Below are 13,604 nucleotides of genomic sequence, written 5' to 3' on the forward strand. Positions count from 1 at the left end.
CATTGACAGAACTTCTAACATTACATATAATAAAATCATGAAGGAAAAGAAAAGGAGGAATCGAGATGAGTGGAAGTGAAATTCGTCGAACGATGGCACTCTTTCCTATAAGTATTGTCATGCAGCTCACGGACTTAACGGCTCGTCAGATTCGATACTACGAAGAGCATGAGTTGATTTCTCCAGCACGTACAGAGGGGAATCGTAGGCTCTTTTCCTTGAATGACATTGATAAACTATTAGAAGTTAAAGATTTGTTAGATCAAGGGGTGAATATGGCAGGTATAAAGAAGATATTCTCAGTGACTGCCATGGACGAAAAGAAAGTAGTGTCTGAAACAAGTAAGCAGGAGGAAGAAAAAGCAAGACAGGATCTTACTGACGAACAGCTTCGTAAATTACTCCGAAATGAATTGATGCATTCCGGAAAGTTTAATCGGGCTTCCTTGCGTCAAGGAGACATGTCCCGCTTTTTTCATTAATAAATAACCTTATATAAATCTGAGGAGGAATTACGTAAATGTCAAAGTATACTCGTGAAGATGTGATTAGATTAGCGAATGAAGAGGGTGTTAAATTCATTCGTCTGCAATTCACTGATATTTTAGGGACGATCAAGAACGTAGAGATCCCTTTCAGTCAGTTGGAGAAGGCACTAGATAATAAGATGATGTTTGACGGATCTTCAATTGAAGGATTCGTGCGTATCGAAGAGTCGGATATGTACCTTTTCCCGGACCTTGACACATGGCTTGTATTCCCTTGGACTGCGGAAAAGGGTAAGGTTGCCCGCTTGATCTGTGATATCTATAATCCGGATGGAACTCCATTCGAAGGGGATCCGCGTAACAACCTTAAGCGAGTGCTAAAGGAAATGGAAGAGCTTGGATTTTCTGACTTCAACTTGGGACCTGAGCCTGAATTCTTCCTCTTTAAATTAGATGTCAATGGAGAGCCTACGCTTGAATTGAATGATAATGGCGGATATTTTGACCTTGCTCCTACTGACCTGGGTGAAAACTGCCGTCGTGATATCGCTCTTGAATTAGAAGAAATGGGCTTTGAAATTGAAGCGTCTCACCATGAGGTAGCTCCTGGTCAGCATGAAATCGACTTTAAATATGCAAGTGCGCTGAGAGCCTGCGACGATATCCAAACGTTTAAACTTGTTGTAAAAACCATTGCACGCAAGCACGGTCTTCATGCAACGTTCATGCCAAAACCATTATTCGGAGTGAATGGTTCAGGAATGCACTGTAACATGTCGCTATTCAAAGACGGTAAAAATGCTTTCTTCGATGAAAAAGGAGATCTGCAATTAAGTGACACTGCACGCCAGTTCCTGGCAGGAACCATTAAGCATGCAACTGCATTCACTGCAATCACGAACCCTACTGTTAACTCGTATAAACGTCTGGTTCCTGGTTATGAAGCTCCATGTTATGTTGCATGGTCAGCTCAAAACCGCAGCCCGTTAATCCGTATTCCAGCTTCCCGTGGAATCAGTACACGTGTAGAAGTTAGAAGTGTGGATCCGGCAGCAAACCCTTATTTGGCTATGTCTGTCCTGCTTGCAGCAGGTCTTGACGGCATCAAGAACAATCTTGAGGCACCTAAGCCAATCGACCGCAACATCTATGTAATGGATAAAAAGGAACGTGAAGAAGCAGGTATCACTGATTTACCGGCCACTTTATATGCTGCATTGGAAGAATTGAAAAAAGATGAAGTGATCATTAAATCCTTAGGCGGCCACATCTTTGAACACTTCGTGGAAGCGAAAGAAATCGAATGGGATATGTTCCGTACACAAGTTCACCCTTGGGAAAGAGAACAGTATATCCAAATGTACTAATACCCATTTAACACATGGAAAAAGCCAGCGCTGACTCAGCGCTGGCTTTTTCATGTGTTTTCCAAACAAAAAAATGCAATTAAATAGTAACGGGTTCGGTTTTGGAGTACAAAATTGCAATCTACACCGCAAAATGTTGCAGTAATTGCAGATGCGTTTACAGCTAATCTTACCCGAGAAGGTGAACAAAAGCGGAACCCGAGCCAGATGAAAGATCAAAAAGGGGAGAAATTTCCCTTAATGAAGAAATGGAATTGAAAACAGTAAAATAAAGGAAGTTTTACTTCTATTTACTTAAAAAACATTAACATTGGGGATCTGTGCAAGATTAGAAGGAAATTTTCCCCTTATTTACCCCTGTCAAAGCGAGCTTCAACAGATTAACAGGAAAATTTCCCTTATTTATATCTTTAGTTACTCTATAAAGGATAAGGTATCCTATGACCCGAAAATTACCAACCTGTTTTTTAGTTTAATAGGGATATACCTCATTTTCACATCTTCCAACTTTGTAGACTAAACTAACACGTTAGCCAGATAATAAAAAACCTGTAACGCTTCAATTTTAGTGCAGTTACGGTAACAAATTAATATACAAATTAGAACCCGAATTCCTTAAAAAGTTTGTTACATCCAATAAAAAAAGGGCTGCAAAATCATGACGATTTGCTTCCCTTTTTTCAATATTTTTATAGTTTGTACCTTAAAACAGAACCCGTAAATTAAATAGCGTTTTTCTGGAATTAATGGACTTGTCGATAGACACCGATGACTTTCCCTAAAATAGATACATTACGTAAAATGATCGGACTCATAGTTGAGTTTTCCGGTTGCAGCCTTACAAAATCTTTTTCTTTGAAAAAACGTTTGACTGTTGCTTCGTCTTCTTCCGTCATTGCAACTACGATATCCCCATTATTAGCAGTCTGCTGTTGTCTTACGATGACGAAGTCCCCATCAAGAATACCGGCTTCGATCATACTGTCTCCCATGATTTCAAGCATGAAAACCTGTTCATCTGAAGGAGCCAGGCGCTCAGGCAGCGGAAAGAATTCCTCGACATTTTCAACAGCCGTAATAGGCTGTCCTGCCGTTACTTTACCAATCAACGGAACATTTACAACTTTTTGACGGGGGATCGTGTCCTCTTCTAAATCGAGAATCTCGATTGCCCTTGGCTTTGTTGGATCCCGGCGGATAAGTCCTTTGCTTTCGAGTCTTGCCAGATGACCGTGGACCGTGGAACTGGAAGCCAAACCGACAGCTTCCCCAATTTCACGGACTGAAGGCGGATAACCCTTTTCTTTCACGGATACTTTAATGTATTGAAGTATGTCTTGCTGTCGTTTAGACAATTTAGTCATGTTCACGCACCTCTATTATCGATCTTATGTTCCCATTATAGCATGTCTTTCCAATTGATACAAACATAAGTTCGAATTTTCGGTTGACACCAAACGGATGTTCGTATTACAATCAAGTTACAAAGAACAGAACAAACATTCGTATGGGGGTCTTTTATATGTTAACACACATTTGGAATCGTTTTTCTTACATAATTACTCTTTTTGTATTATCTTTTTTATCAGCTGGCTATTTATTTTTAACGACAGGGAGCGAGCCTTCCTATGAAACTGTAACTGTAGGTAAAGGTGATACTCTCTGGACGATTGCAGAAACGTTTGAAGGAGAATATTCCATGACAAGAGAAGAGTTCATTAAATGGGTGGGGAAAGAAAATAATCTTATATCTTTTACGATCGAACCAGGAATGTCACTGGTTTTGCCTGTAGAATCTTCCACTTATTCTACCCATTCCGATATACAGCTTGCCATGAATAATGACTAAAGGGTGAGATTCAATGAGAGCTGCGATTTACTGCAGGGTGAGTACAAAGAAAGATACGCAGGAAACTTCACTTGAAAGACAGGAAGCGGAATTGGTTAAGCTTGCAGAGGAGCACCAATTTGACGTACAAGCGATTATTAAGGATCAGGCAAGTGGTTTTGAACTGGACCGCCAAGGTGTCCTGACACTGTTGGATTTAATAAAGGACCAGTCCATTGATGCAGTGCTGATTCAAGATGAAACGAGAATAGGAAGAGGGAATGCAAAAATTGCATTGATTCATTGCATTTTAAAGGAAAATGTAAAAATCATTAGTCAGACCCATAGTGGGGAGCTGCATTTATCTGAATCGGATTCAATGGTCATCAATATTGTCAGTATGGTAGAAGAGTATCAAAGAAAACTCCATAACTTAAAAATTAAACGAGGGATGAAAAGAGCGGTTGAAAATGGCTTCCGTCCGCACAAAAACTTAAAAAATAAAGGGAATTCCGAAGGCAGGGAGCGGATTGAAGTCCCGGTTGAAGAAATTGTGAGACTGAGGAAGAATGAGCTGACGTTTGCCGAAATCGCCGCTACCTTGAGAGGTTTCGGGTATAATATATCAAAAGCGACTGTACATAGAAGGTTTAAAGAGTATATAGAAGCCCAGCAAGAAACATAACCCTTGTCATAAAGGCTGTTATCTAGTAACATATCGGTATATTTCAAAGAGCTGCAGATAGCTGGATAATAGCAGTAAAGGAGTTTTCATAATGCTTTCAAAGAAAAAGATGAATAGAATAAATGAATTGGCAAAGAAGTCAAAAGAGAGTGGCTTAACTGAAAATGAAGCAAAGGAACAAACGAAGTTAAGAAAAGAATACCTGGAGACATTTCGTCAATCAATGAAAGGCACAATAGAAAATACACGCATCTTCGATTCCGAGGGCAACGAAGTCACCCCCAAGAAAGTCAAAGAAATCCAAAACAAACGAAAAATGCATTAAATCGCAAGTCATCATGGGTGATTGGTCCATGATGGCTTTTTTATTGGCTTATGGTGAGAGTGTGTATAAGATAACTGTTGATAATAGTACGTTCCAGCGGTTGATTGGAGTGCAAGGCGAAGACTCCTGCGGGAAAAGTAGCTTATGTGAGACCCCGCAGGAGCGAATGCGACGAGGAGGCTCACGGGCTACCCGCGGAAAGCGAAGTCTTGCACGGAAATCATTAGCGGTATTAGAACCTACTCTGAAATATACTTTTAAAGGGGTTTTTATTTTTCAACAAAACAAAGTCATGTTATCATTCAAGTTAGTTGTATAAACTACCAAAGAAGATTAATATTAATAATGAAGTATGAAAAGGAAGGATGTCTGACATATGTTTGATAATACAGATCAATTAGCAATTAATACAATGCGAACATTATCTATCGATGCAATTGAAAAAGCAGGTTCAGGACACCCGGGTATGCCGATGGGTGCAGCACCTATGGCGTACGCTCTGTGGACACGCTTCATGAATCATAACCCGAAAAATCCTGAGTGGTTTAACAGAGACCGCTTTGTTTTATCTGCCGGGCATGGTTCCATGCTATTGTACAGCCTTCTACATTTATCAGGCTATGATGTATCAATGGATGATCTTAAGGAATTCCGCCAGTGGGGAAGCAAAACTCCCGGGCACCCTGAGTATGGTCACACACCAGGTGTAGAAGCGACTACCGGTCCTCTTGGACAAGGAATTGCGATGGCTGTCGGTATGGCGCTTGCAGAAAGACATTTGGCTGCAACCTACAATAAGGATAGCTACAATCTCGTTGACCATTATACATATTCGATTTGCGGTGATGGAGATTTAATGGAAGGTGTTTCTTCAGAAGCAGCATCTTTAGCAGCTCACCTAAAACTTGGACGCTTGGTCGTTCTTTACGATTCAAATGATATTTCTTTGGATGGAGAATTGGATAAATCTTTCTCCGAGAGTGTTGAAGGCCGTTTTGAGTCATATGGCTGGCAATATATCAGGGTGGAAGACGGTAATGATCTTGAGGAAATTTCAAAAGCGATTGAAGAGGCTCAATCCGACACTTCACGTCCGACGATGATTGAGGTTAAGACTGTTATCGGATATGGTGCACCAAATAAATCAGGAAAATCAGATGTTCATGGTGCCCCGCTGGGTGAAGAAGAAATGAAGCTTACTAAAGAAGCTTATAAATGGACATTCGAACAGGATTTCCATGTACCGGATGAGGTATACAGCCGTTTTGAAGAGAAGATTCAACACACAGGTTCTCAAAAAGAAGAAGAGTGGGCGAATCTGTTCGTAAAATATAAGGAAGAATATCCTGAGTTGGCAGTCCAATTAGAAGCTGCAATTAAAGATGAGCTTCCTGAAGGATGGGACAGTGAAATACCTGTGTATGAAGAAGGTAAATCACTGGCAAGCCGTGCTTCTTCCGGAGAAGTACTAAATGCCATCGCCAAAAATCTTCCTTCATTCATCGGTGGGTCTGCCGATCTGGCAGGTTCAAACAAAACAATGATTAAGGGAGAAGCAGATTTCACTCCAGAATCATATGAAGGGAAAAACATCTGGTTCGGCGTCCGCGAATTCGGAATGGGTGCAGCGATGAATGGCATGGCCCTGCATGGCGGCCTAAAAGTCTTTGGCGGAACATTCTTCGTCTTCAGTGACTATCTAAGACCGGCAATCCGTCTCGCTGCACTTATGGGTCTTCCTGTAACATATGTGTTCACACATGACAGTATTGCTGTAGGGGAAGATGGACCAACACATGAACCAGTAGAACAACTTGCATCACTTCGTGCAATGCCTAACTTGTGTGTAATCAGACCAGCTGACGGAAATGAAGTAGCTGCGGCATGGAAACTTTCCATGGAAACTACTGATCAGCCGACATTGCTTGTGTTATCCCGTCAAAACCTTCCTACATTAAAAGGAACTGCAGATAAAGCATATAACGGAGTAGATAAAGGCGCGTATGTTGTTTCACCGGCAGGGAAAGAACAGCCGGATGCGTTATTGCTTGCTACAGGGTCGGAAGTCAGCTTGGCTGTAGAGGCACAGAATGCGTTAGAGAAAGATGGCATCAGTGTTTCTGTTGTAAGCATGCCTTCTTGGGATCGTTTTGAAAAGCAATCCAAGGAATATAGAGATTCCATCCTGCCTAAGGCTGTAACGAAACGTCTTGCCATTGAAATGGGATCACCTCTTGGATGGGACCGTTATGTGGGTGCAGATGGAGACATTCTTGCCATCAATGGATATGGCGCCTCTGCTCCTGGAGATAAAGTGCTTGAGGAATACGGATTTACAGCAGATAATGTTGTATCAAGAATCAAAGCATTGCTTCAATAAGTTTTGATAAACAAACAGGCTAACTCCTTAGGAATCGACTTCTGATGGGAGTTGGCCTTTTTGATTGATCTTGTATACCTCAATACGCAATGGAGTGCACAGTCACTTTTATGACTGTTCATTCCAGCTGTATGGAAGGTTAGCTGGGAGCTGTTCGCAAATGCATTTAAAAAGAGAAAGTAGTAACAAACGTACAGAGTTTATTCCACTTCTTCTGATAGGTGATGAGGCAGAAGAGATGGTCATGCACTATTTACATGAAGGAGATATCTATACTATTTGGAAAGAAGAGCAAAGAATCGGCATCATTCATGTTCTTCACAGCTCCGGTAACTCTGCTGAAATAAAAAATATGGGCCTGTTGTGCACAGAGCAGGGTAAAGGTTTTGGTAAAGAAGCAATGAAACTTTTAGAAGAAAGCCTATCAAAAGATGGAATTGTTACCTTGAGCGTCGGCACGGCAAATAGCAGTATTGAAAACCTCGCTTTTTATCAAAAATGCGGATATAGGATAAATGAGATCAAACATGACTTCTTCCTTCAATATCCCCGGCCGATCGTAGAAAATGGTATAAGGGCACTTGATATGATTGTTTTGAAAAAACCAATTGGATAAAAGAAACTTCGACAAAACTAGTGCAATTTCTCTACAATTTCTGACATGGTCGTATTCTATCTTCCTTTATACTAGATAGAAGGAAATGTAGGGGGGAATATAAGGTGAGAAGTTATCAAATCTATTGGATTGAAGAACCATTTGCCAACCACTACTATGGACGTGAAAGAATGTTCTTTGGGCTTTTTTCAGAATGGGAAGCAAGCAAAGGAGAACTGAATCAAATCATCGCTAAACAAGTAGACTTCATCACTAAACCCATACCTTACCTTCCTACTCAAAGAATCCTGCAGCATGAACTGGTAAAGGTTGAAGGTTCAAAGTGGATAGACACAACTGCGCAGATTGAACGAAAAGATTCGGGAGCAACCCTTATTCTGAACGAAAAATGCATGACGATAGAATCATGGGGTCCCCATGACTGCGAGTATATATTTTTTGAAATCTTAAGAAGGAATATGGGGCAATTACTGGCTATTGATTTGAAAAACGAACGGTACGGCTGGTTGAAACCTATAAAACAAAGAAAATTTATATATTAATAAGAAATTATGACAGAAATATTGTATAATGTTCCTTGGTTTAGTACACTTTTATAAGGACAACAAGAAGGAGGAAGTAAGAACATGTCAACGACTTGGCTACTTATTCTAGTTGGAGTTCTAGCATTACTTGCCGGAATTGCACTAGGATTTTTCATTGCTCGTAAATACATGATGAGCTACTTAAAGAAAAATCCACCTATTAACGAACAAATGCTTCGCATGATGATGATGCAGATGGGACAGAAACCGTCACAGAAGAAAATCAATCAAATGATGAATGCAATGAACAAAAATATGAAGTAATAGGGTTGAGCACTCACAATCGTTGAGTGCTTTTTCTATTTATGCGCCCCTCTCTAATAGCTTTGAAATGGATGAAGCTGATATGAAAATGTAACAAACATGACGAAAAAACTTCGTCTTTATTGTTCAGTATAAAAAAGAATTTATGATAGAATAAGGTGCGGAGGGAGACATATGAAAAAATGGATGATGGCTTCACTTTCATTTTTGGTGTTATTGTCGGGTTGTAATAATAATAAGACTCAAGAAGTGATAGATGAAGAAACACTTGAAGTACAAGATAGCGCGGCGAGTGATACCCGTGAATATCTTACCTATAAAATCAATAGAGATAAGAAATCCATTAACAGGGGTTTAATCACTATGATGATAAACAACCGAAGTGACATGGATGAAATCGAGACGGGACTAATGTCTTTATCAACAGATCATTTTTCCCCGGAAGATTATGTTTATCAAGAGGGACAGTATTTGAATAATATCAATTCCTGGTTAGGCAGGGAATCGAAGGAAAATGAGGAAGGGCTCAATCCGTCCATTAAGATTACAGAAGGAATGGGCTGGGAAGAGAGGATTGAACGTGAAAAGAAAGACCCTATGTATCTTGCCTATATTCACGAACAGAATTACGTTGACTCAAAAGGGAAAATACAAGGGATTTCATTAGGATTTGCGATGAATAAAATTGATTACATACGTGTAAAAGATTCCAAGGGATTAATGCATTTTGATGAAAAGGTCATTGATGATAAGGTGTTGGAAGAATACGGCAAGGAAGCCGCCCAGAAAGTCGTCAGCAGAATTCGTTCCATGAAAGAATTAAAAAATGTACCGATTTTTGTTTCGATCTATAAATTACAGCCAATCAACAGTGTCGTCCCCGGTACTTATTTCACGAGCAGTTTTGTCGACGATAATGACAAAACGATAAAAAAATGGGAAGACATCAAAGAGAAGTACTATTACTTTCCAAGTAAGGAAGGAGAAGAAAAAGACCGTGATCTCCAGAACCGCATAAGGGATTTAGAAGATTACGTCTCTAAATATTTCTCTCACCAGGATATTGAATTTGTGGGAAAAGCACTGTACAAAAAAGATAATTTAAACCAACTGGTCATCGATGTCCATACGGGTATGGTCAAAGAAACCGAGCTTGTAGGATTCGCACAGGCAATTGGACCTGAAATTGTCGACTATTTCCCTCATATGCCCGTATATCTCTATGTGAAGACTCCCAAAGGGCTTAAAGCAACAATTGTGAAAGAAGTCGATCAAGAACCATTTGTTGAAATTCATGAATAACAGGAATACTACGAAATGAGCAGCCTATGTCTAAAGGCTGCTTTTTTAATTGACAGTATTGATCGGATTCCGATAAAAATAAAGATTTCTCAAATTTAGAAAATTTGGTAAAATAAAGAGTCATTTATTATATCTGCGGAGGATTTATTATGAAGGTCTTTTTAGATTTAAAGTGGTTCTTTATACAAGAGAAAAGATCGTATATAACGGGGACGGTCATACTCTTGTTCGTAGCATTACTACAGTTGATCCCACCTAAAATTGTCGGAATTGTGGTGGATAGTGTTAAAAATAATAACCTTACTTCCGCTCAGCTGATGAAATGGGTGATCATTCTCGCTGTAACAGCCCTTTCTATGTATGGTCTTCGTTTCGTATGGCGTATCATGATATTCGGATCAGCCACAAAGCTTTCCCGATTACTGAGAAATCGCCTGTATCACCATTTCACGAAGATGTCCCCATCTTTTTATCAAAAGAGAAGGGTCGGCGATCTTATGGCTCATGCTACGAATGATTTACAGGCAATTCAGCAGACGGCCGGGTCCGGTGTCCTGACACTTGTCGATTCACTTGCCACGGGCGGGTTTGTCATCATTGCCATGGCATTCACAATCAGTTGGAAGCTGACCCTGATTGCACTCATCCCCATGCCGTTTATGGCGCTGTTGACCAATTACTACGGTACACTTCTGCATAAACGTTTTCATAAAGCGCAGGAAGCGTTTTCGGCTTTAAATGATAAGACCCAGGAAAGTGTCTCGGGAATAAAGGTGATCAAAACGTTTGGGCAGGAAAAAGAAGATATCGAGTCATTTAAAGAACAATCAAGAGATGTGGTAAAGAAAAATGTGGCGGTTGCAAAAGTTGACTCGTTATTCGATCCGACCATATCCATTATTGTAGGAATCTCATTTTTCCTATCCATTGTTTTTGGGTCCCGTATGGTCGTTGGTGGAGAGTTGACGATCGGTGAATTGATTTCTTTTACCACCTATTTGGGATTATTGATATGGCCTATGCTTGCTTTCGGCTGGCTCTTTAATATCGTGGAAAGGGGGAGGGCTTCCTATGACCGGGTATCGGGTCTGTTAAGCGAAGAGATTGAAATTAAAGATAAAGAAAATGCACTGGAGCAATGTCCTTCAGGAGATATTGAGTATCAGGTGGATTCTTTTTCTTATCCCGATGAAGAAAAAATTGCATTAAAAAATATTCATTTCAAAGTCGAAAAGGGCAGCACGATCGGTATTGTCGGAAAAACGGGTGCCGGTAAAACCACTATTTTACGGATGTTATTAAGGGAATTTGAAGGGTATCAAGGAGAAATACTTTTTGGTGACCTTTCAATAAAAGAGTATAAACTTTCAAAATTGAGGGAAGCGATTGGTTACGTCCCGCAGGACCATTTCTTGTTTTCGTCAACCATTTTTGAAAACATAGCATTTACAAACCCGCTCATTGAGCGCCGTCATGTGGAAGAAGCTGCAAAGCTTGCACAAATTCACGAAGATATCATGGATTTCACTCACGGCTACGAAACCGTAGTAGGTGAAAGGGGTGTTTCATTATCAGGAGGACAGAAACAGCGTATTTCAATCGCCAGGGCACTCCTTATGGACCCTGAAGTTTTGCTCCTTGATGATTCACTCTCAGCGGTGGATGCAAAAACTGAAGAAGCCATCTTGTCCTCTTTAAGGGAAAATAGAGCTGGTAAAACGACCATCATCACTGCTCATAGACTTAGCGCAATTCAGCATGCAGATCTCATTGTCGTATTCGATGGCGGAAGAATTGTTGAACGGGGGACTCATGAAGAGTTGATGGGTCATAAAGGTAAATACAGAGAAATGTATCTTAGACAGCAGTTAGAAGAACTGGTAGAGCATGGGGGGTAAGGCGAATGGAAAAGGGTCCAGCAATTACAACAGCCAGACAGCGTGAAATTTTCTTTCGTCTGATGAGATATACAAAGCCTCATAAAAAGAAAATCTTTACGGCTTTTTTACTATTATTATTTACGACCATCGGGGATGTGCTCGGTCCGATCATCATTAAAGTCTTCATCGATGATTACTTGACACCGAGAGAATTTCCTTATGGACCGCTTATCGCTCTCGGATCGGCATATGTAGTGATTCAAATAGGAAATGTTCTCATTTCTTACTTCCAACTATTAAAGTTCCAGGAAATTGCATTAAACATCATTCAGCAGCTTCGGGTAGATGTCTTTACAAAGGTTCAAAGTCTTGGTATGAAATATTTTGATAAAACTCCTGCGGGCAGTATCGTATCACGCGTGACAAATGATACTGAAGCGATCAAAGATATGTTCGTAAGTGTAATGGTCTCTTTCATTCAAGGAGCATTTTTACTCACGGGAATCTTTATCGCAATGTTCGCTCTTAATGCGAAGCTCGCACTATTTTGTTTATTCATACTACCCCTCATTCTCTATATCATGGTTCTTTACCGAAAATACAGCTCTATATTCTATCAAGATATGAGAGAAAGATTGAGCCAACTAAACGCAAAATTAAGTGAGTCTTTACAGGGGATGTCAATCATACAAGTCTTCAGGCAGGAACAGAGGATGCGTGAAGAGTTTGGTGATATCAATGAGAAGCACTACTTGGCGGGCATGAAAAATATTAAAGTGGATGGACTCCTTTTAAGACCCGCAATAGATCTTGTGTATGTCGCAGCATTGATTGTAGTGCTTAGTTTTTTTGGTATTACCTCATTTAATCAGCCAATTGAAATAGGCGTACTGTATGCATTTGTCAACTATCTTGACCGTTTTTTTGAACCAGTCAATCAAATTATGATGCGGTTATCCTTGTTTCAGCAGGCAATCGTTGCCTCTTCGAGGGTTTTTACATTATTGGATGAGGAAGAAGTATCCCCTTCTCAATCATCAGAGAATGGCGTTTCCCATGAAATTGAAGAGGGGCAAATAGCATTTAAAGATGTTACTTTCTCATATGATGGACAAAAAGAGGTGCTCAAAAATATCACCTTTACTGCCAATCCCGGTGAGACCGTGGCACTCGTTGGTCATACAGGGAGCGGGAAGAGTTCAATTATTAATCTCCTGATGAGATTTTACGACTACTCTTCCGGGGATATATTAATAGATGGAAGATCCATTAAATCCTATCCAATGAATGAACTGAGGGAAAAGATGGGACTTGTGCTTCAAGATCCTTTTCTCTTCTATGGCACAATCAGGGATAATATAAAACTTCATAATGAAGCCATGACCGATGAAGAAATTTTAGAAGCAGCCAGGTTTGTGCAGGCAAACGTATTTATTGAGAAGCTCGAAAATGGTTATTCCAGCAAAGTAGTAGAGAGAGGTGCCACGTTATCTAGCGGACAGAGGCAGCTGATTGCTTTTGCCAGAACGATTGCAGCACAACCAAAGATATTGATCCTCGATGAAGCGACGGCCAATATCGATACGGAGACAGAGGAAGCGATCCAGACCGCGCTATCTAAGATGAGGAAGGGCAGAACTACCATCGCCATCGCCCACCGCTTGTCAACGATACAGGATGCAGATCTCATCCTGGTACTGCACCAAGGTGAGGTAGCGGAAAGAGGAACACATCAGGAACTTCTTATGAAGAAAGGGATCTATCACAAGATGTTTTTATTACAAAATGGACTTGTAGAAGGAATGGAAGATGTGGTTTCAAAAGGGATTTCATGAAATTAAGAAGCAGACCTGCTGCAGGTCTGCTTTTCATTATATGAATAGAA

14 protein-coding genes are annotated in these 13,604 nt (G+C 40.3%); 13 read left to right on the top strand and 1 reads right to left on the bottom strand.

From position 1 onward, the window contains the following. Positions 1 to 65: 65 nt before the first annotated feature. Both HWX64_RS08925 and glnA read left to right on the top strand, forming a co-directional pair. Positions 66 to 482, top strand: a complete 417-nt coding sequence (locus tag HWX64_RS08925) for a MerR family transcriptional regulator (RefSeq protein WP_175989115.1) — start codon at positions 66 to 68, stop codon at positions 480 to 482. A 38-nt stretch (positions 483 to 520) separates the two neighbouring features. Beyond that, on the top strand, positions 521 to 1,855 hold the full coding sequence (glnA, locus tag HWX64_RS08930; protein WP_175989116.1) for a type I glutamate--ammonia ligase: 1,335 nt from the start codon (positions 521 to 523) through the stop codon (positions 1,853 to 1,855). Positions 1,856 to 2,598: 743 nt separating this feature from the next. Here the strand turns inward: glnA and lexA are convergent. After that, positions 2,599 to 3,219, bottom strand: coding sequence for a transcriptional repressor LexA (gene lexA, locus HWX64_RS08935; RefSeq protein ID WP_175989117.1), 621 nt, complete (start codon positions 3,217 to 3,219; stop codon positions 2,599 to 2,601). Positions 3,220 to 3,377: 158 nt separating this feature from the next. Between lexA and HWX64_RS08940 the strand changes: the two genes are divergently transcribed. The 11 genes from HWX64_RS08940 (at position 3,378) to HWX64_RS08985 (ending at position 13,554) form a co-directional block, all read left to right on the top strand. Continuing rightward, complete coding sequence (locus tag HWX64_RS08940) at positions 3,378 to 3,704, top strand: LysM peptidoglycan-binding domain-containing protein (RefSeq protein WP_175989118.1); 327 nt, start codon at positions 3,378 to 3,380, stop codon at positions 3,702 to 3,704. A gap of 13 nt (positions 3,705 to 3,717) precedes the next feature. Then, entirely contained in the window at positions 3,718 to 4,368 is a 651-nt protein-coding gene (locus HWX64_RS08945; protein ID WP_175989119.1) for a recombinase family protein, read from the top strand. Positions 4,369 to 4,459: 91 nt separating this feature from the next. Beyond that, entirely contained in the window at positions 4,460 to 4,693 is a 234-nt protein-coding gene (locus HWX64_RS08950; protein ID WP_175989120.1) for a DUF896 domain-containing protein, read from the top strand. Between the two features lie 100 nt (positions 4,694 to 4,793). Next, positions 4,794 to 5,012 (top strand): hypothetical protein, encoded by a 219-nt coding sequence (locus HWX64_RS22190; RefSeq protein WP_368495581.1) that lies wholly within the window; start codon positions 4,794 to 4,796, stop codon positions 5,010 to 5,012. A 57-nt stretch (positions 5,013 to 5,069) separates the two neighbouring features. Next, a complete protein-coding gene (gene tkt / locus HWX64_RS08955; RefSeq protein ID WP_175989121.1) occupies positions 5,070 to 7,073 on the top strand; it encodes a transketolase in 2,004 nt (667 codons plus the stop codon). 160 nt (positions 7,074 to 7,233) lie between these two features. After that, a complete protein-coding gene (locus HWX64_RS08960) occupies positions 7,234 to 7,689 on the top strand; it encodes an N-acetyltransferase (RefSeq protein WP_175989122.1) in 456 nt (151 codons plus the stop codon). Positions 7,690 to 7,793: 104 nt separating this feature from the next. After that, on the top strand, positions 7,794 to 8,231 hold the full coding sequence (gene sirA / locus HWX64_RS08965) for a sporulation inhibitor of replication protein SirA (RefSeq protein ID WP_175989123.1): 438 nt from the start codon (positions 7,794 to 7,796) through the stop codon (positions 8,229 to 8,231). An 84-nt stretch (positions 8,232 to 8,315) separates the two neighbouring features. Continuing rightward, positions 8,316 to 8,537, top strand: coding sequence for a YneF family protein (locus HWX64_RS08970; RefSeq protein ID WP_064093594.1), 222 nt, complete (start codon positions 8,316 to 8,318; stop codon positions 8,535 to 8,537). Between the two features lie 174 nt (positions 8,538 to 8,711). Continuing rightward, the gene (locus tag HWX64_RS08975; protein ID WP_175989124.1) at positions 8,712 to 9,839 is read left to right on the top strand and encodes a CamS family sex pheromone protein; all 1,128 of its coding nucleotides are present in this window, start codon (positions 8,712 to 8,714) and stop codon (positions 9,837 to 9,839) included. A gap of 149 nt (positions 9,840 to 9,988) precedes the next feature. Continuing rightward, positions 9,989 to 11,737: an ABC transporter transmembrane domain-containing protein gene (locus HWX64_RS08980; RefSeq protein WP_175989125.1), complete on the top strand. Its 1,749-nt coding sequence runs from the start codon at positions 9,989 to 9,991 to the stop codon at positions 11,735 to 11,737. Between the two features lie 5 nt (positions 11,738 to 11,742). Beyond that, complete coding sequence (locus tag HWX64_RS08985; RefSeq protein WP_175989126.1) at positions 11,743 to 13,554, top strand: ABC transporter ATP-binding protein; 1,812 nt, start codon at positions 11,743 to 11,745, stop codon at positions 13,552 to 13,554. The last annotated feature ends 50 nt before the right edge of the window (positions 13,555 to 13,604 follow it).

Origin of the sequence: Bacillus sp. Marseille-Q1617 (genome assembly GCF_903645295.1) — a bacterium.
Taxonomy (GTDB): Bacteria; Bacillota; Bacilli; order Bacillales; family Bacillaceae_B; genus Rossellomorea.